Here is a 23,836-nt window from a genome sequence, read left to right as displayed (position 1 = left end):
CCCAATCGATGGAGGAAGCTCGATGGCCTTCCAGGCAGTCCACGGTCTTGTACAGCAGACCGCTCAGCGCTTTCCCGAGCAGGTCGCGATCGAGTGCCCGCAGGGACAGCTGACCTACGCGCAGCTCGAAGCCCGCGCGGACGAACTCGCGGTCGCCCTGCGGGCGTCCGGCGCCGGCGTCGGCTGCGTCGTCCCGGTCCTGGCGGACGACCGGCGCGAGCTGGTCGTCGCGATCCTCGCCGTGCTGAAGGCCGGTGGTGTCTTCGTGCCGGTCGACCTGTCGGCGCCCCGACTGCGGCTGCGCGCCATGCTGACCGTGACCGCGCCCGAGTGGGTGATCGTCGGCTCGTCCGCCGCCGACCGGGCCGGGGAGATCCTCGACGAGGCGCTTCCGCTGGCCCGGCGGGTCGGGCTGGACCTGTCGGCCGAGCCGACCGGCGAGGCACCGGAGCACGTCCGCCGGCCCGACCCGGACGACGCCGCCTACATCTTCTTCACCTCCGGCTCGACCGGGCAGCCCAAGGCCATCGTGGGCCGGATGCAGGGCATCGACCACTTCGTCCGCTGGGAGAGCGGACTGCTGGGGGTGGAGCCGGGGTGGCGGGTCGCCCAGCTCGCCTCGCCCGCCTTCGACGCGATCCTGCGTGACCTGTTCGTGCCGCTGACCACCGGCGGCACCGTGTGCGTCCCGCCGGCGGGCCTGACCCTCGACGGGCCGGCCCTGGCCCGCTGGATCGACAGCGAGCGGATCGACCTCTTCCACACCGTGCCGACGGTCTTCCGCGGCCTGCTGCCCGCGATCGCCGCACCCGGCGGCCCGGAGCTGGCGTCGCTGCGCTGCGTGGCATTGGCCGGCGAACCGCTGGCGCCGAGCGACGCGGCCCAGTGGTTCGAGCGGTACGGCGAGCGCGTCTGTCTGCTGAACCTGTACGGCCCGAGCGAGACGACCATGACGAAGACCTTCCATGTCGTCACCCCCGCGGACACCGAGCGGGCGAGCATCCCGATCGGCAAGGCCATGCCGGGCGCCCGCGTGGTCCTCCTCGACGGCCGCAACCAGCCCTGCGCGCCCGGCGCCGTCGGTGAGATCCACATCCGCACGCCGTACATGTCGCTCGGCTACTTCCACCAGCCCGACGCCACCCGTGCCGCGTTCGTCCCCAACCCGCTCGGCGACGACCCCGAGGACTTCGTCTACCGCACCGGCGACTTCGCCCGGACCCTCGCGGACGGCAGCCTGGAGTACGTGGGCCGACGCGACCAGCAGGTCAAGCTCGGCGGCGTACGCGTCGAGCTGGGCGAGGTCGAGCACCTCCTGCGCGGCCACCACGCGGTGCGGGACACGGCGGTGGTCATGGTGCCGGACGAGGCCGGAAACCCGCTCTACCTCTGCGCGTTCGTGGAAACGGCGCAGCCCGTGGGGCCGGAGGAGCTGCGCGCCCACCTCGCGCCCCGGCTGCCCGACGGCCACGTCCCGCGGGTGTTCGTCCCCATGGAACAGCTGCCCCGCACCATCAGCGGCAAGGTGGACCGGCGTGCGCTGCCCGCTCCGCTGCCCGCGCGGCAGGACGCGGCCGAGGACCACGTCGCCCCCCGTACCGCCACCGAGGAGTCCCTCGCGGCGATCTGGGCCGGACTGCTCCCGGTGGCCCGTCCGGGCGTCCGGCACGACTTCTTCGCCATCGGCGGGCACTCGCTGCTCGTCATGAGGCTCCTCGCGGCGGTCACCGCGGAGTTCGGGGTGGAGGTGCACCTCCAGAAGTTCCTGGCCGCGCCCACCATCGAGGCGCTCGCCCTCGAGATCGAGGACGCGCTGCTGACCGGCGGCACGGACCTCGACGACCTGCTCGCCGACCTCGACGACGTGACCGAGGACGACGCCGAGCGACTGCTGATCCAGAACGGCGGCAACTGAGATGACCACGACCCACGCGGATATCCAGGGCTCCCTCGACCCCGAGCACATCCGCCTGCTGGAACGTCAGATCGAGGACGCCCTGATCGACTACGAGCCGATCACCGACTGCGCGGTCGTCTTCCACGGCACGGCCGTCGAGTCGGTCCCGGCCGAGCGGTGCGTGCGCTGCGGCATGGACGCGGCCTACCCCGGCACCGTCCTGGACCCCGACGGTGTGTGCGACCTGTGCGTCATGTACGCCGCCCACGAGAAGGGCATCCTGTCCTACTTCGGTGAAGTGGACGAGTTCGTCCGCCTCGTGCGGGAGCGGGCCGAGGCCGCCGGATCCGAGTACGACGCGCTGCTGCTGTTCAGCGGCGGCAAGGACTCCACGTACGTCCTCCACCAGCTCGTGCGGCTGGGCCTGAAGGTGATGACCTTCACCTTCGACAACGGCTTCATCTCCAAGACCGCCCTGGACAACGTCGAGACGATCACCAAGGCCCTCGGTATCGAGCACGTGACGATGACCCGGGCCGGCCAGAACCGGATCTTCCTGAAGAGCCTCCAGCAGAACAAGAGCGTCTGCAACGGCTGCTTCCGCTCGCTGCTGGACCTCGCCAACCAGCTGGCCCACGAGCGGGGCATCCCCAGCATCGTCACCGGACTCTCCCGCGGCCAGATCATCGACGAGCGGCTGCTGTGGTTCTACCGGAACGGCGAGTTCGAGCGGGAGCGCATCGAGCACCAGCTGGAGGCCGGCCGCAAGGTCTACCACCAGGTGGGGTCCTCGCTGTCCGACGGGGTGCTCGACCGGGTGGAGGTCATCGACTACTACCGCTTCTCCGACGTGACCAAGGACGACATCCGGGCCTACCTGACCAGCGGGGAATCGCTGTGGTCCGCGCCCAAGGACACCGGCTTCTGCAGCTCCAACTGCATGATCAACGACGTCGGCGTGTACGTGCACAAGCTGGAGCGCGGCTTCCACAACTACGAGTCCCCGACGCGCTGGGAGGTCCGCCTCGGGCACCTGTCGCAGGACGAGGCCGACGCCGAGCTGCGCACCCCCGTGAACATCGGCCGGGTCCGCTCGATGCTCGGGAAGATCGGGTACAGCGACCCGGGCGACCGCAGCCGGCTCGGCCGGCGCATGACCGCGTACTACGTGCGGCGCGGCGGGGTGAGCCCGGACGACGTGCGCGACGCGGTGGCCGCACGGCTTCCGGAGATCCTGCTCCCCGAGTACTGGGTGGAGGTGGCGACGGTGCCGCGCACCGCCGCCGGCTCCGTGGACCGGCGGGCGCTGCCCGACCCGGCGCCCGCGTCGGGCAAGCGGCTGTCGGGGCCGGACGGGGCCGGGGCCGCCGACGCGCCGGCGGCCGGGACGGCGCCGACCGCCGCCCAGCGGCTGCTGCTGGCGGAGGAGGGCGAGGCGTTGGATGGCCGCGCCCGCGCCCTGCTGCTGGACCTCCCGGCGGGCACCGGCCCGGACGCCGTCAAGAAGGCGGTCCTGGAACTGCTGCTGCGCCACGACACGCTGCGCACCCCGTTCGAGCGGCACGAAGGCGGCTGGCGCCGCGCGGCGGCCGGTCCGATAGGCCAGGTGCCGGTCGCCCGCGTCGACGTGTCGAAGTACGACGGCGTCCAGGAGTCCAAGGTGCTGCGGGTGGCCGCCGAGCGGCTGCGCGGACGCCTGGACGTCGGCCGGGGCCCGCTGGTGCAGGCCGTCCTCGTCGAGCGGGGTGCGCGGCGGGCCCCCCGGCTGCTGCTGGTCGTCCACGAGCTGGCCGCCGACCTGCCCGGCTGGCAGCGGCTGCTGGCCGATCTGGGCAGCGCCCTGCGCCAGCTCACCGAGGGGGGCCGGGTCGTCCTGAGCGGCGGGCAGGCCTTCCCGGCCCCCGTGTCGGACGAGACCGCCCCCGCCGCGTACGAGGGCGCCCTGTGGGCTCCGCCGGCCGGTGTGCGCCCCGGCGCCCCGGCCGCCACGCGCCGCACGGTCCTGGACGCGGAGCGGACCGCGGCCCTGGTCCGCGGTGACGCCCCGCTCGCCGCGGCCGTGGCCGCCGCCGTCACCCACGCCCTCAGCGGCGCGTCGGAAGCGCCGGCGGTGCTGCTGGGCGTCACCGACCACACCGGTGAACTGGCCTCGGGCCTCTACGCGCTCGCCGCGGACCCGCAGGCGGCGGCCGGTGCCGCGGTGCGCCAGGTCCGGACCCTTCTGACCGTTCCCGTGGCGGCGCCGTCCGGTGCCGCCGTGGTCCGGCTCGGTCATCTCGGCGACCTCGACGGCCTGTTCCCCGAGGACGGCCCGCTGCGGCCCGCCGACTCCGAGGACCACGACCTCGTCGCACCGTTCGGACCGCAGCCGCACCCGCTGGCCGTCGTCAGCCATCTGCGCGGCGGACGGCTGCACCTCGACTGGACGGGTCCGGCCGAACTGCTCGACGCGGCCGGCGCGGCGGCCTCCGCGCTGGCGTCCATCGCCGGCACGGCGGAGGAGGGCACGGCATGAGCGACACCTCGGAGCGGCTGCGGCGGCTGCGCGAGCAGTCCCCCGCCAAATACGCCCTGCTCATGCGGCAGCTCAAGGAGCGCGCCGCCAGCGCGCCGACCGGCATCGCCGGACGCCCGGCGGACGCGGGCGCCCCCCTGTCGTTCGCCCAGCAGCGCCTGTGGTTCCTGGACCAGCTCGGTTCCGGGGACACGGCGTACAACATGCCGTACGCGCTACGCCTGGCGGGTGCCGTGGACCTCGGCGTGGCGGCCCGCGCATTCCAGGCCCTGGTGCGGCGGCACGAGACCCTGCGGACCACCTTCGCCTCGGTCGACGGCGAGCCCGTGCAGACGATCGCCCCGGCGGACGCCTACGCGTGGGAGCCCTTGATCGTCGACCTGCGCGGCACGGGCGACGCCGAGGAGCGGGTGCGGCGGCTCGCGGCGGAGCACGCGCGAGAGCCCTTCGACCTCACCGGTGGTCCACTGCTGCGGGTGACTCTGGTGGCGCTCTCCGACCAGGAGACCGTCGTACTGATCAACCTGCACCACATCGTCACCGACGACTGGTCGATGGCGGTGCTGACGGGCGAGTTCGGCCGGCTGTACCAGGCCTTCCTCGCCGGCGACCCCGATCCGCTCCCGCCGCTCGCCGTCCAGTACGCCGACTACGCCCACTGGCAGCGCGAGCAGTTCGCGGGCGGGGCGGCGAACCGGGTGGCGCAGGGACTGGCGCACTGGCGCGAGCGGTTCAGCGGCGAGCTGCCCAGCCTGCGGCTGCCGACCGACCGCTCGCGCCCGCCGGTCCAGACGTACGCGGGCCGGACCCGGTCCTTCACCCTGTCCGCCGAGGTGACCGCCGGGCTGCGGGAACAGGGCGGCGCAGCGGGCGCCACCCTCTTCATGACGCTGCTCGCCGGATACACGGCCCTGCTGCACCGCTACTCGGGCCAGGACGACATCGTGGTGGGCACCTCCGTGGCCGGCCGACACCGGCCGGAGACCGAACCGCTCATCGGCTTCCTGGTGAACACCCTGGCCCTGCGCACGGACCTGGCGGGCGATCCGACGTTCCGCGAGCTGCTCGCGCGCACCCGGCAGGCGTGCCTGGCGGACTTCGCCCATCAGGACGTGCCCTTCGAGCGGGTGGTCGAGGAGGTCCAGCCGGACCGCGATCTCAGTCGCGCCCCGCTGTTCCAGACGATGCTGTCGCTGCACAACGTCCCCCGGGCCACGCTGGACCTGGCGGGGCTGCGCGTCAGCCCGTTCGGCGGCGCGGGCCGGGCCACGGCCATGTACGACCTGAGCCTGGACGTGGTCGACGAGGGCGACCGGCTGCGCTGCGACTGGGAGTACAACGTCGACCTGTTCGTCGACGCCACCGTCGAGCGGATGGCCGGCCACTTCGAACGGCTGCTGGCCGGCGCGGTGGCGGACCCCGACCTGCCGTTGTCCCGGCTGCCGCTGCTCTCGGAACCGGAGCGGGCCGAGGTACTGACCCTGGACAACCGGATCTCCGTCGAGGTCGCCCCCGACGCGTGCGTGCACCGCCTGTTCGAGGAACACGTCCGCGCGGCCCCCGACGCCGTGGCGGTGGTGGACGGGGAGGACCGGGTCAGCTACCGCGAACTCGACCGGCGGGCCGGGATCATCGCCTCCCGGCTGCGCGCGCTCGGCGTCGGCCCGGAGTCCCGGGTGGGGCTGTGCGCGCCGCGCTGCCCCGACTCCGTGGCCGCGGTGCTCGGCGTCCTCAAGGCGGGCGGCGCGTACGTGCCGCTCGACCCGGCCCACCCGGTGGACCGCCTGCGGTACGTGCTCTCGGACGCCTCGGTACGGCTGCTCCTGACCCGCCACGACGTGGTGGCCTCGATACCGGGGCTCACCGACGGGCTGGACGTCGGCCACTTCGACGACTGGCTCGCCGAGGGCGCCGGTGCGGCGCCGGGCGAGCCGGGCGCCACCGCGCCGGTGCGGCACGCCGAACCGAACGCGGACAACCTGGCGTTCCTCGTGTACACCTCGGGGTCGACCGGCCGCGCCAAGGGCGCGATGCTCACCCACGGCGCCCTGATGAGTGCCTTCCGCTCCTGGGAGCGGGTCTACGACCTGGGCACGGTGGTGCACCGGCACCTCCAGGCCGCGAACATCGCCTTCGACGTGTTCACCGGCGACATGGTCCGCGCCCTGTGCTCGGGCGGCACGCTCGTGCTGTGCCACCGCGAGACGCTGCTCGACCCGGCGCGGCTGTACGCGCTGCTCCAGCGGGAGCGGATCGACTTCGCCGACCTCGTGCCGGTCGTGATCCGCCTGCTCAGCGCCTACGTGGCGGAGCAGGGGCGGCTGCTGGACAACTTCAAGGTGCTGGCCGTCGGCGCGGACATCTGGTTCATGCGGGACTACTGGAACCTGGCGAAGCTGTGTCCTCCCGGCACCCGTCTGGTCAACTCGTACGGCATCACCGAATCGACCGTGGACAGCGGCCTGTTCGAGACCCCGATGCCCGAGCGTGGCGACGAGGAGCCGGTCCCGATCGGACGCCCGCTGCCGAACACCGAGTTCTACGTGCTGGACAGCCGGCTCCAGCCGGTGCCTCTCGGAGTGAACGGCACCCTCTACATCGGCGGCCTGGCCCTGGCCCGCGGCTACGTGGGGCGCCCGGCGCTCACCGCCGAGCGCTTCCTTCCGCACCCCTTCTCGGACCGGCCGGGCGCCCGCCTCTACAACACCGGCGACCTGGCGCGGATCCTGCCCACGGGTGACGTGGAGGTCCTGGGCCGAGTGGACCGGCAGGTCAAGCTGCGCGGGTTCCGGATCGAGCTGGAGGAGGTCGAGTCGGTACTCGGCCAGCACCCGGACGTCCAGGCCGCCGCCGTGATCATCCGGGAGGACGCCCAGGGCGAGCGGCGCCTGGCCGGTTACGTCGAGCCGCGGGCGGGGCGCGGCCCCGACCCGGCCGCCCTCCAGGAACACCTGCGTACCCAACTGCCCTACTACATGGTGCCGTCCACCATCACGCTGCTCGAGCGGATGCCGCTGAACGCGAACGGCAAGCACGACCGCAAGGCGCTGCCCGCTCCGGCCCCCGCGGCGGATGTCCAACGCCCCGCAGCCGTGTTCGCCACCGCCACGCAGGAGCGCGTCGCACGGATCTGGTCCGAGGTGCTGGGGGCCGACGAGGTCACCGCCGAGGACGACTTCTTCCAGCTCGGCGGGCACAGCCTGCTGGTGCCGCGGGTCCTGTTCGCGCTGCGCCGGGCCTTCGGCGTGGACCTGCCGCTGATCACCCTGTTCGAGGCGACGACGGTGGAGGAGCTGGCCCGCCGCGTCGATCTCGCCGCGTCGGCGCCCGCCGCGTCCGGCGCCCCTGCCGGGGCCGCGCCCGAGCAGGGCCCGCTGGAGGCGCCCGCGCTGGACCCGGCGATCCGGGTCGAGCCGCACGCGGCGCGGCCCCGTACCGGAGCGCCTCAGGCGGTCCTGCTGACGGGCGCGACCGGTTTCCTCGGCGCCCACCTCCTCGACGGGCTCCTGCGCCGTACCCCGGCCACGGTCCACTGCCTCGTCCGGTGTGAGGACCCGCGGGAGGGCTTGGCACGGCTGCTGAAGACCCTCGCCTCTTACGGGCTGCCGCAGCCCGACACCGGCCGGATCGTGGTGGAGGCGGGCGATCTGGGAGAGCCCCTGCTCGGACTCACCCCGCGGCGCTTCTCCGAACTCGCCGAAGGGCTCGACGCCGTCCACCACAGCGGCGCGTGGGTCAGCTTCACCCTGCCGTACGAGATGCTGCGCGCCGGGAACGTCGACGGGACGGCCGAAGTGCTGCGCCTGGCGGCGCTCGGCGGCGGCATCCCCGTCCACCACGTGTCCACCGCTTCGGTGCCCGAGCCGGGCGTCGAGTCCGCGGCGCCCGTCTCCGGCGGCTACAACCGGAGCAAGTGGGCGGCCGAACACCTCGCGGTGGCCGCACGCGGGCGGGGCGTGCCCGTCTCGGTCTACCGGCCGGACTACGTCGGCGGTCACAGCACGACGGGAATCGGCAACGCCAAGGACTTGATCTGGGCGATGATCAAGGGCAGTGTGCAGGTGGGGTGCTACCCCGACCTGCCTCTTCCGGTCCAACTGGTGCCGGTGGACCGGGTGGTCGACGCCCTGTTGACGCTCTCGCTGCGCGAGGGCGACGGGCCCGGCTCCTTCGATCTGGCCCATCCCGAACCGGTCTGCCTCACCACGGTCTTCGCGTGGGTCAAGGCCCACGGCCACGACCTGCGGGCCGTCCCCTACACCGACTGGCTGGCCGCTCTGCGGGAGTCCGCCCGGTCCTCCTGGGACAACGCGCTGTTCCCCTTCCTCAGCCTGTTCGAGGGCCCCGCCGGGGCCCCCGGAGCCCTCGCGGCCCCGGCAGCCGGCGCGGCGCGCTCGGCGTACGCGACGGCGGGCGTCGACTGCCCTCCGCTCGACGAGCCGCTGCTGCACTCGTACCTGAACGAACTGGTCCGCAGCGGATACCTGCCGGCCACCGGCCCGGTCCCGGACCTCCCCCCTCTGGAGAACGCATGACCACCGCCACGAAGCGGCGCCCGGCCCCTCCCGCGGGCACCGACGAACGGGTCGGCCCGTGGCTGCGGGCACACCTGGCCCGTTCCAAGGGGTGGATCGCGGCCCACCTGAGCGGCACGGTGCTGTGGCACCTGCTGGCGGCCTCGACCCCGCTGGTGATCGGCGCGGCGTTCGACGCGCTGCTGGGTGACACCCCCGACCAGGGCCGGTTCGACACGATGGTGCTGGTCCTGCTCGCCCTGGTCGCGGTGCGCGGCGTGGCCGGGTTCGTCGCGACGTACTCCCTGGAGGCGTACGCCTGCGGCCTGGAGCGCGATGTGCGCGCCACGCTCTTCTCGGCGCTGCTCCACAAGGGCCAGCAGTTCTTCAACCGGCGCCCGGTCGGGGACCTTTCGGCGCGGGTGACGGGGGACGCGCAGGCGGTCAACCTGATGCTGTCGCCCGGTCTGGACCTCACCATCGACATGCTGCTCGGCCTGTTGGTGCCGATCGTCTTCATCGGACTGATCGACGTCCGGCTGCTGCTGGTGCCGCTGCTGTTCCTGCTGCTGTTCGCGCTCTCCCTGATCGAGTACGGGCGCCGGCTCGACCCGGCGGCCGGTGCGACCCGGGCCCGCTTCGGCGAACTCAGCGCCTACGTCTCGGAGACCATCTCGGCGATGGAGACGGTGGAGGCCACCGGACGCCGACGCGAGGAGCACCAGCGCTTCGTCGAGCGGGCGACGGCCTACCGGGACGCCTCGGTACGCCAGTCCCGCGCCCAGGCCCTCTACCTGCCGACGCTGCTGCTGGCGCTCGCCCTCGCGGCGGCCTTGCTGCACGGGGCATACCTGGTGGAGCACGACCAGTTGACGGTCGGTCAGCTGGTGGCCTACCTGGGGCTGATGAGCGCGCTGCGCAGCCCGACGCAGCTGGCCTCGTTCAGCATCGGCCTGGTCTTCCTCGGCATCGCCGGCGCCCGGCGCATCCTGGAGGTCATCAACGACCGGGCCGGGTCCGAGGAGCAGGCCTCGGGGCACGAGGCGGAGGTCGAGGGCGCCGTCGTCTTCGACCGGGTCACGTTCGGCCACGGTGGCGATCCCGTGCTGCGCGACGTCTCCTTCCGGGTGGAGCCGGGGATGACGGTGGCGCTCGTGGGACCGACCGGCAGCGGCAAGTCGACCCTGCTCCAGTTGGTGAACCGCACGTACGCGCCGGACTCGGGCGAGGTGCTCGTCGACGGGGTCTCCACGGCGGACTGGAACGCGCAGGTACTGCGCTCGCAGATCTCCGTGATCGAGCAGGACGTGGTGCTGTTCTCCCGGTCCATCGCGGACAACCTGGCATTCGGCGTGGGGAAGGACGTGAGCCGGGAGCGGCTGGAGGAGGCGGCGCGCGCCGCGCACGCCCACACCTTCATCACCGAGACCGAGCACGGTTACGACACGGTGGTCGGAGAACGGGGCACGACCCTGTCGGGCGGCCAGCGCCAGCGGATCGCGATCGCCCGCGCACTGCTGGCGAACCCGCGCATCCTGCTGCTGGACGACTCCACGAGCGCCGTGGACAGCGCCACGGAGCAGCAGATCCAGCAGGCCATCCGGAAGGCCGCCGCGGGCCGGACCACCTTCATGATCACTCCGCGGCTCTCCCGGATCCGCAGCGCCGACCTCGTCCTGGTGGTCGACCAGGGCCGCATCGTCGGCCAGGGCCGGCACGAGGAGCTGCTGGAGAGCTGCGAGCTCTACCACCGGATCTTCGCACCGCATCTGCGGGAGCAGGCCGGCGCATCCGGAAAGGAAGTCCACTGATGGCGCACCTTCTCGACGGCATCACGCCCGACAGCTACGACCGTGCCTACGGAGACCGGGAACTGCTGCGACGCATCGTCCCGCTGTTCACCGTCAAGGCCGGCCTGGTCGCACTGATCGCGGCGGCCGTGGTCGGCGCGGCGGCGGCCGGCGCCGCGTTCCCCCTGCTGATGGCGAAGGTGGTGGACACCGCCCAGCGCGACAGCGTCGCCGACAGTGTGATGCCCCTGGTGACGGCCGCGCTCGGCACGGGCCTGGTGGCCTGGGCACTGACGTTCTTCCAGCAGCGGGCCATCGGCACGCTGGTCGGCGACGTGGTCCTGGAGATCCGCCGCCGCGCGTTCGAGGCGGTCCTGCGGCAGGACATGTCGTTCTACGACGGCCAGGCCTCCGGGGCGGTGGCCAGCCGGATCACCGCCGATACCCAGGCGTTCGCGACGCTGGCGACACTGACGCTGGGGCTCGTCGGCCAAGTACTGCTGATCGCGCTCCTGCTGGTCGCGATGTTCGTCATCAACGTGGCACTGGCCCTGGTCACCCTCGCCACCGCGTTCACGATCATCCTGGTCAGCCTGGGCTTCCGCTGGGTGTCCCGGCGGGCCTCGCGCCAGCAGCAGCGCTCGCTCGCGCAGATCAACGCGTACGTGCAGGAGACGCTGCGGGGCATCGCGGTGGCTCGCAACTTCCAGCGCGAGCAGTCCACCGACGCGGGGCTGACCGACGTCAACCAGCGCTGGTTCCGGGCGACCGTACGGCTCAACCGGCTGTTCAGCGGCATCTTCCCGCTGCTGCTCACCCTCACCGGCCTGGGCACGATCGCGGTGGTCCTGCTCGGCGGCTCCCAGTTGACGTCCGGCCGCCTCACGGCGGGCGAGTGGTCGCTGTTCCTGGAGGCGCTGATGCTGTTCTGGTTCCCGCTGACGAGCATCGCCTCGTTCTGGAACCAGTTCCAGCAGGGCCTCGCCGCCTCCGAGCGGATCTTCGCCCTCGTCGACCTGGAGCCCGGGGTGCGTCAGACCGGCCGGGCGCCGGTCCCCTCCCTCTCCGGGCGGATCGAGTTCCGCGGGGTGGACTTCTCCTACCGGGCGGACCAGCCGGTGCTCAAGGGCCTCGACCTGGAGATCGGCAGCGGTGAGACGGTGGCGCTGGTCGGCCACACCGGAGCCGGGAAGTCGAGCATCATCCGCCTGATCACCCGCTCCTACGAGTTCGACGGCGGCGAACTGCTCGTGGACGGGCAGGACATACGCGGCCTCGACCTGGACGCCTACAAGAGCCACCTCGGCATCGTTCCCCAGGCGCCCTTCCTGTTCTCCGGAACGGTCGAGGAGAACATCGGCTTCGGCCGACTGGGCTCCTCCGAGGAGGAGATCCTCGCGGCTGCCCGCTCGGTCGCGGGCGGCGACTGGATCGACGTACTGCCCCAGGGGCTGCGGACCCCGACCAACGAGGGCGGCCGCAATCTCTCGGCCGGTCAGCGCCAGCTGATCGTGCTGGCGCGGGTGATGCTGAAAAGCCCGTCGCTGCTGATCCTCGACGAGGCCACGGCGAACGTGGACCCCCTTACCGAGGCGCAGGTGCAGGAGGGGCTGGACGCGGTGTCCGCCGGCCGCACCACGGTGATCGTCGCCCACCGCCTGCCCACCGTCCGCAAGGCGGACCGGATTCTCGTGGTGGACGGCGGCCGGGTCCTCGAACAGGGCGGCCACGACACCCTGCTGGCGGCCGGCGGCCGGTACGCGGAGCTGTACGACCACTACTTCCGCCACCAGCAGCTCGACTTCGAGATCGGAAAGGAGGCCGTCGATGCCCTTCCTCGCTGACCCGCCCCGCACGCTGGGCACCCTGGTCGCCGACGCGGCGGCCCGCTGGCCCGGACACACCGCCGTCGAGCAGGACGGCCACCGTCTCGGCTTCGCCGAACTGCACCTGCGGGTGGAGCGCGCCGCGGCCCGGCTGGCGGCGGCCGGCCTGACGCGGACGAGCACTGCCGTGCTGCTGTTCGACAACACCGTCGACTGTGTGATCGCCTTCCTGGCCGTCGCCCGGACCGGCGCCCGGCTGGTGACGGCCGAGCCCCACGCGACCCCCTCCCAGCTCGGGGCCCTCGCGGACGACCTGGGCCGGCTGACGCTGATCGGCCGGGCCGAGCGGCTCGCCGCTGTCCGGGCGAGCGGGCCGTGGCCGGGGCCCGTGGTCGAGGTCGGGGAGGAGCTGGAGGCGGGCGCGGCCGGCCCGGCGGCCCCGGCCGGCCCGGCCGGCGACGCCCCGTTCCTCCACCAGCTCAGCTCCGGCTCCACCGGCGCGCCCAAGGCGGCCGTGCACACGCAGGACAACCTGGTCCGGGGTGCCGAGATCTACCGCGAGTCGTTCGGCTACGGCCCGCAGGACACCGTGGTGACCGCGGTTCCCCTGCTGCACTCCTTCGGGCTCGTGGCCGCACTGGTGACCTCGCTGCTGACCGGGGCACGGCTGGTGATGCTCGGCCGCTTCGCGCCCGGACGGCTGCTGAGCGAGCTGGCGCGCACCGGGGCGACCGTGCTCGTCGCCGCACCGCTGGCCTACGACCTGCTCACGCGCTCCGGCGCCGCCGCGTCCGAAACCCCCCTGCGCCTGCGGCTGTGCCTCTCCTCCGGAGCGGCACTCCACCCGGACACGGGGCAGCGCTTCACCGAACGGTTCGGCGTCGCGATCAGCGAGGTGTACGGGTGCACCGAGGCCGGGATCATCGCCTCCCACCGGGCCGCTCCCGGCTCCGCACCCGCCGCGGGGAGCGGCGGGGTCGGCCGGCCGGCCCCCGGGGTGGAAGTCCGGCTCGTCGACGACGCCGGCCGGGACGTCGCCGCAGGCTCGGAAGGCGTGCTCCTGGTACGCACCCCCGCCATGTTCCTGGGCTACCACGACCGGCCCGAGGCCACCGCGGCGGTCCTGCGCGAGGGCTGGTACGTCACCGGTGACCTCGCCCGACTCGACGAGGACGGCCTGCTGCACCTGATCGGCCGCAAGGACTCCTTCATCAACGTCGGCGGCAAGAAGGTCAACCCGGTGGAGGTCGAGCGGGTCCTGCTCGGCCATCCCCTGCTGACCGAGGCCGTCGTCTGGGGCGAGGCACTGCCCGACGGCGGGCAGCGGGTCCGCGCGACCGTGGTGAGCGCGGGACCGGTGAGCGCCGCCGAACTCGGCCGCCACTGCCGCGAGCACCTCCAGCCGCACCAGGTGCCCGGCCAGGTGGAGTTCGTCGGCTCTCTGCCGAAGTCCTCCTCCGGCAAGACACGGCGGGCCGAGGTCGCGGCGGCCGCCGCCCGCGGCACCGCCGGCACCATCGATCAAGGGGGAGCCCGTTCATGACCTCGACACTCGTCGAGCTGCTGCGCCACCGCGCCGAGGCGACGCCGGCGCGCACCGCCTTCCGCTTCCTCGGTGACGAGGACAGCGCCGTGAGCACCGACTACGCGGCACTGGACCGGGACGCCCGCAAGGTAGCCGGACTGCTGCGGGAGCAGGGCGCCGCCACCGGGGACCGTGCGCTGCTGCTCTACCCTCCGGGCCTCGACTACATCAGGTCGTTCTTCGGCGCGCTGTACGCCGGTGTGGTGCCGGTCCCGGTGTACCCGCCGCGCACCTTGCGCAACGTCGGCCGGCTGGGCGCCATCGCCGCCGACTCCCGGGCGCGCTTCGCCCTCACCGTCGGGCCCGTCCTGGACCTGCTCGGTGACGACGACACGCTCGGCCTGGGCGGCCTGCGCGCCGCGGCCACCGACGAGCTGCCGGAGGGCCTGGCCGACGCCTGGAGCGGGCGGATGCCCGACCCGGACGGCCACGCCTTCCTCCAGTACACCTCGGGCTCCACCGCGACCCCCAAGGGCGTGGTGCTCAGCCACGGCAACCTGCTGCACAACCTCGGCATGATCAGCGACGCCTTCGCGTGCCACGAGGACACGAGCGCGGTCGTCTGGCTGCCGCCGTACCACGACATGGGGCTGATCGGCGGCATCCTCACGCCCCTGTACGCCGGCTTCCCCGTGACCCTCATGTCGCCCATGAGCTTCCTGCGGCGCCCCCTGCACTGGCTGCGCACGATCTCCCGGGAGGGGGCCGAACTGAGCGGCGGTCCCAACTTCGCGTACGAGATGTGCGCGCGGCTGGCGACCGACGAGGACAAGCGGGATCTCGACCTCAGCACCTGGCGGGTCGCCTTCAACGGCGCCGAGCCCATCCGCGCCGCCACCCTGGACGCCTTCGAGGAGGCGTTCGGCGCGTGCGGGTTCCGGCGCGGCAGCTTCCTGCCCTGCTATGGGATGGCCGAGGCGACCCTGTTCGTCACCGGTGCGCCGGCGTCCGCCGAGCCGACGGTGCTCGACATCGACGCGGCGGCCCTGGAGACGGACCGCGTGCAGGCCCCGACGCCGGACAGCCAGGTCCGGCGCCTGGTCGGCAGCGGCCGGGCCGCCGCCGACCAGGAGGTCCTGATCGTGGAGCCCGAGTCCCGGATCCCGCTGCCGGAGCGCCGGGTCGGGGAGATCTGGGTGCGGGGCGCGAGTGTGGCCCTCGGCTACTGGGACGACCCGCAGGCCTCGGAGCAGGCGTTCGGCGCCCGTACGGCCCCCCGCGCGGACGACGGAGGCGGCATCGGCCGCGCCGGGGACGCGGCGTACCTGCGCACCGGCGACCTCGGATTCCTCGCCGACGGCGAGCTGTTCGTGACCGGCCGCCGCAAGGACCTCCTCATCGTGCGCGGCCGCAACTTCTACCCCACCGACATCGAACTCGCGGTCGAGGGCGCGCACCCGGCGTTCCGCTCCGGCTGCGGCGCCGCCGTCACCGCCGAGCACGACGGCGAGCAGGTCCTGGTGGTCCTCCAGGAGGTCGAGGGCCGCGCGCTGCGCACCCTGTCGGTGCCGGAGGCGACGGCGAGCGTCCGCGCGGCGGTCATGGAGGCCTGCGACCTCGCCGTGCACGCGGTGGTCCTGCTCAAGCCCGGCGCCATCCCCAAGACCACCAGCGGCAAGGTGCAGCGCTCGCTGGCCCGGAAGCGCTACGCGTCCGGTGCCTTCGAACCGCTCGGCGGCGACGCGGCCGCCGAGCCGGCCGCCGAACTGCCGGGCCCTGGCGAGGTGGCCGAGCTGGCGTCGGCGGATCGGGCCGCGCTGGTGGCCCGGGTGCTGCGGCTGCGGATCGCGCAGACGCTGGGCACAAGCCCGGACGAGGTCGGCACCACGCTGCCACTGCCGAGCCTCGGTATCGACTCGCTGGCCGCCGTCCTGCTGGCCAACGGGGTCCGCGGGGATCTCGGGGTCGAGCTGTCCCTCGGACGGATGCTGGGCGGCGCCGACATCGACACCCTGGCCGCCGAGGCGACCCTCGTCCCCGGTGCGGACTCCGGTGACGGGGAGGAGCGGGAGGAGCGGCCCGCGGACGCGATGTCGGTGGGCCAGCGGGCCATCTGGCATCTGCAGCAGCAGGACCCGGAGGCGTCGGCCTACAACATCCCTGTCGCGCTGCGCCTGTCCGGCGGTGTCGACGCGGGAGCGCTCGAGCGGGCCCTGGGGCAGGTGGTCTCCCGCCACGAGATGCTGCGGACCCGCTACCGCGTCCTGGGAGGCGAGACGGTGCCCTTCCCGGTCGACGGACCCGTGGCGCTGGAGCTGATCGACGCCCGCGCCGACGACCCGGAGCGGCTCGCCGAGCGGCTGTACGGGCTGGCGCACCGCCCGTTCGACCTCGAGCACGACGGCGTGCTGAGGGCGCACCTGCTGACACTCGCGGAGCGAGAGCACGTCTTCCTCATGACGGTGCATCACATAGCAGCCGACCTCTGGTCGCTGGTCACCCTGTCCGCCGAACTCGGTCGCTGCTACGCGGCCCAGGCCGCCGGCGCCCCGCTGGAACTGCCCGCCCCGGCCGCCCGATACGCCGACCACGCGCGGCGGGAGCGGCGCATGGCGGCCGGACCCGAGGGCGCGGCGCAGCGGGCGTACTGGCAGACGGCACTGGCCGGACCGCTCCCGTTGCTCGACGTGCCGCTGGACGCCCCGCACCCCCCGGCGCCCAGCTACCGGGGCGCCCGGATCCCCCTGCGCGTCGAGGCGGAAAGGGCCGACCGGCTGCGGAAGTTCGCCCGGGAGTGCGGAACCACTCTCCACACGGTGCTGCTGTCGGCGTTCCACATCGCGCTGCACCATGCGAGCGGCCAGGACGACATCGTCGTCGGCACGGCGGCGGCGAACCGGGGCGCCCGGGACGTCGAGGAGGTGGTCGGCTACTTCACCAACGTGCTCGCCGTCCGGGCCTCGCTGGCCGAAGGCGTCACCGGCCGGGAGGTCACCGGCCGGCTGCACGAGACCGTGCTCCGCGCCCTGGACCACCAGACCCTTCCGCTGCCGCTGGTGCTGGAGAGCGTCCAGCCGCCGCGCGCACCGGGCCGCAACCCGCTCTTCCAGGCGGTCTTCGTCCTCCAGCGGCCCCACGTCCACGCCGAGACGGCGGCGTTCGTCCTGGGCACCCCCACCGGGGCCGGCACGTCGTGGGGCGAGCTGCGCGTCACGCCCCAGCCGCTGGCGCACCGGACCGCGCAGTACGAGCTGATGCTGACCGTGGTGGACACCGGTCCGGAACTGCACGCCGCCCTGGAGTACAGCACCGACGTCTTCACCGAGCAGAGCGCGCGCCGGCTGGCCGCGCACTACCGGGCCGTCCTGGAGGACCTCCTCGAGCGGCCCGACCGACCGATCGCCGAGCTGTGCCCGGCGGACATGCTGACCCGGCGCGCCGAACGCGACGCCGCGACCGAGGAGGACGACCTGACCGGATATGTGGCCCCCCGCACCGACAGCGAGCGGGTGCTGGCGAAGATCTGGTCCGAGGTACTGGGGGTCGAACCCATCGGTGTCGAGGACGACTTCTACGACCTCGGCGGACACTCCCTGCTCGCGGTCCAGCTGATCTCGGGGGTCCGGGACGCCCTCGGCGTGGACGTCCCGGTCCGCAGTGTGATGCAGACCAGGACCGTCGCCCAGGGCGCCGCCGTCATCGACGCACTGCTGTGGGCCCGCGAGAGCGCACCCGCCCTTGGTGCCCGCGAGGACGGCGAACTGTGACCGTCTCCGAGGACCGCCCCCACCGCCCCGACCACCTCGTGCCGCTGCCGTCCGGGGACTGGCGCATGTGGCGGACGATGGGCCTGCGCGGCACCGGCTTCCCGGCCGACCGGGTGCTCGCCCTGGGCGCGCCGGACTCGGCGGCCGCCGCCGAACGCCTGATCCGGCGCCGGGAGGCCGCCGCCGCGGCACGCGAGGACGCGGTCGCCGCGTTCCGCCGCGCCCTGGACACGCTGCGGGCGGAGGGACACTGGGACGACCTGGAGCGCCGCCGCCCCCTCCTGCGGGCCATCACCCGGCTCAACAAGGGCAGGTCGCCGGGGGGCGGGTTCGCGGACTGGCCGCAGGCCCAGCGGCTCGCGGAGGCCGAGGAGGCGGCCGCCGAGGCGGGCCGCGAGCTGGAGAAGACCTTCGCCGACGACATGGCGGTGCTGTCGGCCACGCTGCGCGGGACGGCCGCCGACCCGCGCTTCCGGGAAGCGGTGATCTGGCAGAACCGCAAGGCGTACGCGGACGGGGTGAGCAAGCTGGGCGCCGAGGACGGCGGCCGGCGCAACTCCCGGCGTCGCGAGCACGAGGCGCTCGTGGCCGGCTACCTCCAGCGCTACACGGTCAAGAACGACTCGATCGGCTTCTTCGGACCGGTCGGCTGGGCGGAGGCGACCGACAGCGGGGCACCGCTGACGGTACGTCCCGGCAACGACCTGATCGCCTCCCGCGGGGTGTACTTCGAGCAGTGGTGCCTGGACGCGCTCGTGCGCTCCCTCGGCCAGGACCTCTCGCTGCGCCGCTGGTTCGCGCCCCGACGGCTGCCCACCGCCGCCCTGGAGGGGACCACCCTTCGGCTGCCGGGCCGGACGGCCGAACTGCCGGCCGCCAAGGCCGCGGCGCTGCGCGCCGTACTGGCGCTGTGCGACGGCAGCCGGACCGCGGTGGAGCTGGTGGACGCGCTCGGCCTCGGGTCGCCCGAGGAGGGCTTCGCCCTGCTGGAGTCCCTGCGCGCCGCCGGACTTGTCGCCTGGGACCTGGAACTGCCCGTGCAGCCGGAGCCCGAGAAGGCCGTACGCCGCCAGCTGGAGCGGATCGGGGACGCGGCGCTGCGCGCCGACGCGCTGGGCCGGCTCGACCGGCTCACCGCGGCACGGGACCGGGTGGCGGCGGCCGCGGGCCGCCCGCAGGAGCTGGACCGGGCCCTCGCGGACCTGGAGGCGACCTTCACGCGGCTCACCGCCACGCCGGCGACGCGGGCGCACGGTGAGACGTACGGTGCGCGCACCCTGGTCTACGAGGACTGCCGACGCGACGGCCGGGTCGAGGTGGGCCCGGAGCTGCTGGCGGAACTCGGCGGCCCGCTGTCGCTGATGCTGGAGTCGGCGCGCTGGCTGACCCTGCGGGTCGCCGAGGAGTACCGCGGCGAGTTCCGCGCCGTCTACGACCGGCTCAGCGCCGAGAAGCCGGGGCGGCAGCTGTGGCTGACGGACTTCTGGCAGCGCGTCCAGTCGTCCGTGCTCGGCCCGGACCAGGCGGTCGTGGACCGGGTCGTGGCGGAACTCCAGGCACGGTGGGGCGCGATCCTCGGACCGCTGGAGGGGCGCCGGGCCGAGTTCACCGCCGCGTCCCTGCGTCCGCGGGTGGCGGACGCGTTCGCCGCGGACGGGCCGGGCTGGCCCGGCGCCCGGTACCAGGCCCCCGACGTGATGATCGCGGCCGAGAGCCCCGAGGCGGTCGCGGCCGGCGACTACCAGCTCGTCATGGGCGAGCTGCACGTCGGCGTCAACACCCTGCGCAACCTCCTGTTCGTGGACCAGCACCCCGATCCCGACGCGCTGGTCCGGGCCACCGAGCTGGACATCCCGACGCCCCGGGTGCACCCCGTACTGCCCAAGCAGTGGCTCTACTCCACCCGCACCACGACCCGGCTCACGTCCGCGCACGACCACCTGCTGCTGCTCGGCGAGGAGGCGTCCTGGCTGACCGGTGACCCGCGGGCGCTGGACGCCTCGCAGGTGGGCATCGGGCTCCGCGACGGCCGCGTCGTGGCGCGGACCGGCGACGGGGGCCCGGAGTTCGACCTCGTCGAGCTGCTGGCCGAGGCGATCGGCTTCAAGGTGGTCAGCCGCTTCCAGCCGCTGGCCTCCCGCGCGCACATCCCGCGCGTGTCCATCGACCGGCTGGTGGTCCAGCGCGAGTCCTGGCGCTTCCACCCCGGCCAGCTTCCCTTCGCCCGGGAAACGGACGAGGCCTCCCGGTTCGTCGCGGCCCGCGCCTGGGCCCGTGAGCACGGCATCCCGCGGTTCGTCTTCGTCAAGGCCGCACACGAGACCAAGCCGTTCTACGTCGACCTGGACAGCCCGCTGTTCGTCAACGCCTTCGCGCACGCCGTCCGGGGTGCGCCCGAGGAGCCGGACGGACGGCTGACCATCGCCGTCAGCGAGATGCTCCCGACCAGCGAGCAGACATGGCTGACGGACCATCAGGGCCAGCGCTACACATGCGAGTTCCGCGTCATCGCGGTGGACAGTAAGGAGTGCGACGCACCATGTCGCTGATCGACCTGATGGGCCGCCTGCGCGAGCAGGACATCCACCTCCGGCTGGAGAACGGCCGGCTGCGCTACAGCGCGCCACCGGCGGGCCTCCCCGGTGAGCTGCGCGCCGCGATCACCGCGCACAAGGACGAGCTGATCGCCTTCCTGACGGCCGGCGGGGCAGCGGCCGGGCCCCGGCCCGTGCACCGGTCCCACGACGGCACGCTGCCGCCTGCCCCCGTACAGGAGCGGCTGTGGCTGCTCGACCGGATGGAGCCCGGCAACCCCTCGTACCACATGCCGGCGGCGATCCGGCTGACCGGAGCGCTGGACACCGCGCTGCTGGAGCGGGCCGTGGGCGAGATCGTCGCCCGGCACGAGGTGCTGCGCACCAACTTCGAGGCACCCGAGGGGCGTCCGGTGCAGCGGATCGCACCCGAGCGGCGGATCCCGCTGCTCCTGCGTGACCTGCGGGGGCTGCCGGAGGCCGAGCGGGAAGCCGAGACCCGACGCCTGTCCGAGGCGGAGGCCGTCGCCCCCTTCGACCTGGCGCGGGACGCCCTGCTGCGCACCACGCTGCTGCGCACGGGCGACACCGAGCACATCCTGCTGCTCACACTGCACCACATCGTGGCCGACGGCTGGTCGGTCTCGGTCCTCGCCAAGGAACTGGCCGCCTTCTACCAGGCGTTCACGGAGGACCGGCCCGCCGATCTGCCGGAGCTGAAGCTCCAGTACGGCGACTTCGCCGCCTGGCAGGCCGAGTGGCTGGAGAGCGAGGCGTGCGCGGAGCAGCTCGCCCGCTGGCGGGAGCGGCTGGGGGGCGAGCTGCCCGACCTGAACCTGCCGCTCGACGTGGCGCGGCCCGCGGTGCAGACCTTCCGCGCCGCGCGCGTCGAGCGCACCCTGCCACCGGAGACGGTGGACGGCCTCAAGCGGCTGAGCCAGGAGTCGGGCGCGACCCTCTTCATGACCATGCTGACCGCGTTCAAAGTGCTGCTGCACCGCCACAGCGGCCAGGACGACCTGATCGTGGGCATCCCCGAGGCGGGTCGCAACCACTCGGACATCGAGCCGCTCATCGGCTTCTTCATCAACACCCTGGCGGTACGCACCGACGTCTCCGGCGACCCCGCCTTCCGGGACCTGCTCGCGAAGGTACGCGACACCGCGTACGACGCGTACGCCGACCGCGACGTGCCGTTCGAGCGCATCCTCATCGATCTCCAGCCGACTCGGCGCCTGGACCGCACACCCGTCTTCCAGGTGTTCTTCAACATGGTCCCGTTCGCCGGGCAGCGCCTCGAACTGCCCGGCCTGGCCGCCGAGTTCCTGCACGTACCGGACACCGGTTCCAAGTTCGACCTCACCCTGTACGTCGGGGCCGAGGGCAGCGACCTGACTCTCGTCTACAACGCCGACCTGTTCGGCGCCGAGCGCGCCGGCCACCTCATGGACCAGTACGTGCACCTCGCCGGGCAGATCGCGCGGGCTCCGGGCCGGCGGATCTCGCGGTTCGACCTGGTCACCGACGGGGCCCGCACGGCCCTGCCCGATCCGGCCGCCGCCCTGGACGCCACGTGGACCGGCGGGGTGGCCGAGGCGTTCGCTGCGCGGGCCCGGCGGGAGCCGGACCGGATCGCCCTCCGCGAGCCCGCGCGGAGCTGGACGTACGGCCTGCTGGCGGAGCGCTCGCACCGGCTGGCCCACCGGCTGATCGCCGACGGGGTGGCGCCGGGCGAGGTGGTGGCGCTGCACGGGCCGCGCGGAGCGGAGCTGGTCTGCGCAATGATCGCCACGCTGAGCGCCGGTGCGGCCTTCCTCGTCCTGGACACCGCCGAGCCCGCTGCCCGGCTGGCGGAGCAGGTACGACTCGCCGCGCCTCGCGGCTGGATCACCGCCGGCGGTGCGCAGGCACCGGACGAGGTGGCCCTGGCGGCCCGCGCCACCGTCGTCTCCGAGACGTCGCTGCCCTGCTGGGAGGCGCTGTCGGAGCTGCCCGGCACGCCCCCGGCGGTCACCGTCGGCGCCGGCTCGCCCGCCTACCTCGCCTTCACCTCGGGCTCCACCGGCCGGCCCAAGGCCGTACGCGGACCGCACGGGCCGCTCGCGCACTTCGCCGCCTGGTACCGGGACACGTACGGGCTCACGGACGACGACCGCTTCGCGCTGCTGTCGGCGCCCGGCCACGACCCGATGCTGCGCGACACGCTGATACCGCTGACGCTCGGCGCCACGGTGTGCGTACCGGACCACGCGGCCCTGCCGGGCAAGCTGGCCTCCTGGCTGGCCGAGGCCCAGGTGACGGTGGCCAACCTGACGCCCGCGACGCTGGAGTTCCTGGCGGGCGGCGCACCGTCCGCGGCCGCCGCGGCCCCGCTGCGGTACGTCTTCTTCGGCGGCGACCGGCTGCGGGGGCACCACGTCGCGCTGGCCCGCTCCGTCGCGCCCGGCGTACGGTGTGTCAACTTCTACGGAGCGACCGAGACGCCTCAGGCGGTGAGCGCCTACGAGGTGCCGGACGGCGAACCGGCGGCCGACATTCCGCTCGGTCCGGGGATCGACGGCGTCCAACTGGTGCTGCTCAACCCGGCCGGCGCACCGGCCGGCGTGGGCGAGCTGGCGGAGATCCACGTCCGCTCCCCCCACCTGGCCGACGGGTACCTCGGCGACCCCGGGCTCACCGCCGAGCGGTTCCTCCCGAACCCGCTCACCGGGGATCCGGCGGACCGCTGGTTCCGCACCGGTGACCTCGGCCGCCACCGCCCTGACGGGACGGTGCAGTTCGTCGGCCGCGCGGACCGGCAGGTGCAGATCCGCGGCTTCCGGGTGGAGCCCGGTGAGGCGGAGGCCCGGCTGGTCGAGCACGTCGGCGTCGCGGAGTGCGTGGTGGGCGCCGACGGCGCCGACGACCGCGACCGCCGCCTGGTGGCCTACTACACGCCGGCGGACGACGCCGCGCCCACTGCGCGGGAACTGCGGGACCACATGCGGGCCGCCCTGCCGGAGTACCTCGTGCCGGCCGTCTTCGTACGGCTCCCCGACTTCCCCCGCCTGGGCAGCGGCAAGATCGACGTGCGGGGCCTGCCCGCCGCCCCACCCGCCGACCGGGACGCGCAGGAGTTGTACGTCGCGCCCGTCACCGAGACCGAGAAGACGCTGGCAGCCATCTGGGCCGAGGTGCTCGCGGTGCCGCGGGTCGGTCTGCACGACGACTTCTTCGCCCTGGGCGGTCACTCCCTGCTCGCCACGGTCGTGACGCACCGGGTGCGCGAGGCCATCGGCGTCGAGATCCCGGTCCGCTCGCTCTTCGAGGCGCAGACCGTCGCCGCGCTCGCCGCCCTCGTCGAGCAGCAGGGCGGCGGGGACGTTCCGGGCTCTCCCGGTCCGATCCGGTCGGTGACCCGCACCGACGCGAGCCTGGACGACCTTCTGTCCCGGCTCGGCGCACTGACCGACGGCGAGGGGTGATCCG

At 73.7% G+C, this 23,836-nt stretch carries 9 protein-coding genes; all 9 read left to right on the top strand.

Going from position 1 to position 23,836, the window contains the following annotated elements; all coding sequences use genetic code 11:
• The first annotated feature begins 22 nt into the window (after positions 1 to 22).
• From ACFYO5_RS14810 to ACFYO5_RS14770, 9 genes are read left to right on the top strand one after another with little or no spacing between them, the layout of a single operon-like run.
• Positions 23 to 1,915, top strand: coding sequence for an amino acid adenylation domain-containing protein (locus tag ACFYO5_RS14810; protein ID WP_388708541.1), 1,893 nt, complete (start codon positions 23 to 25; stop codon positions 1,913 to 1,915).
• A 1-nt stretch (position 1,916) separates the two neighbouring features.
• On the top strand, positions 1,917 to 4,412 hold the full coding sequence (locus ACFYO5_RS14805; RefSeq protein WP_388708539.1) for a condensation domain-containing protein: 2,496 nt from the start codon (positions 1,917 to 1,919) through the stop codon (positions 4,410 to 4,412).
• A complete protein-coding gene (locus ACFYO5_RS14800; protein ID WP_388708536.1) occupies positions 4,409 to 8,947 on the top strand; it encodes an amino acid adenylation domain-containing protein in 4,539 nt (1,512 codons plus the stop codon). Before ACFYO5_RS14805 ends, ACFYO5_RS14800 begins: the two co-directional genes overlap by 4 nt.
• Entirely contained in the window at positions 8,944 to 10,737 is a 1,794-nt protein-coding gene (locus ACFYO5_RS14795) for an ABC transporter ATP-binding protein (protein ID WP_388708533.1), read from the top strand. The genes ACFYO5_RS14800 and ACFYO5_RS14795 overlap by 4 nt, the downstream gene beginning before the upstream one ends.
• Positions 10,737 to 12,560, top strand: a complete 1,824-nt coding sequence (locus ACFYO5_RS14790; protein WP_388708530.1) for an ABC transporter ATP-binding protein — start codon at positions 10,737 to 10,739, stop codon at positions 12,558 to 12,560. The genes ACFYO5_RS14795 and ACFYO5_RS14790 overlap by 1 nt, the downstream gene beginning before the upstream one ends.
• On the top strand, positions 12,544 to 14,085 hold the full coding sequence (locus ACFYO5_RS14785; protein ID WP_388708528.1) for a class I adenylate-forming enzyme family protein: 1,542 nt from the start codon (positions 12,544 to 12,546) through the stop codon (positions 14,083 to 14,085). Before ACFYO5_RS14790 ends, ACFYO5_RS14785 begins: the two co-directional genes overlap by 17 nt.
• Positions 14,082 to 17,834, top strand: coding sequence for a condensation domain-containing protein (locus ACFYO5_RS14780; RefSeq protein ID WP_388708526.1), 3,753 nt, complete (start codon positions 14,082 to 14,084; stop codon positions 17,832 to 17,834). The genes ACFYO5_RS14785 and ACFYO5_RS14780 overlap by 4 nt, the downstream gene beginning before the upstream one ends.
• Positions 17,831 to 20,383 carry a lantibiotic dehydratase gene (locus ACFYO5_RS14775; protein ID WP_388708524.1) on the top strand — a complete coding sequence of 851 codons (2,553 nt, stop codon included), beginning with the start codon at positions 17,831 to 17,833 and terminating at the stop codon, positions 20,381 to 20,383. Before ACFYO5_RS14780 ends, ACFYO5_RS14775 begins: the two co-directional genes overlap by 4 nt.
• Positions 20,374 to 23,832: an amino acid adenylation domain-containing protein gene (locus tag ACFYO5_RS14770; protein WP_388708521.1), complete on the top strand. Its 3,459-nt coding sequence runs from the start codon at positions 20,374 to 20,376 to the stop codon at positions 23,830 to 23,832. Before ACFYO5_RS14775 ends, ACFYO5_RS14770 begins: the two co-directional genes overlap by 10 nt.
• Positions 23,833 to 23,836 lie beyond the last annotated feature (4 nt).

This window comes from Streptomyces sp. NPDC006259 (genome assembly GCF_042870975.1).
In the GTDB taxonomy this organism is placed as follows: Bacteria; Actinomycetota; Actinomycetes; order Streptomycetales; family Streptomycetaceae; genus Streptomyces.
This window is presented reverse-complemented; position numbering and strand designations above follow the sequence as displayed.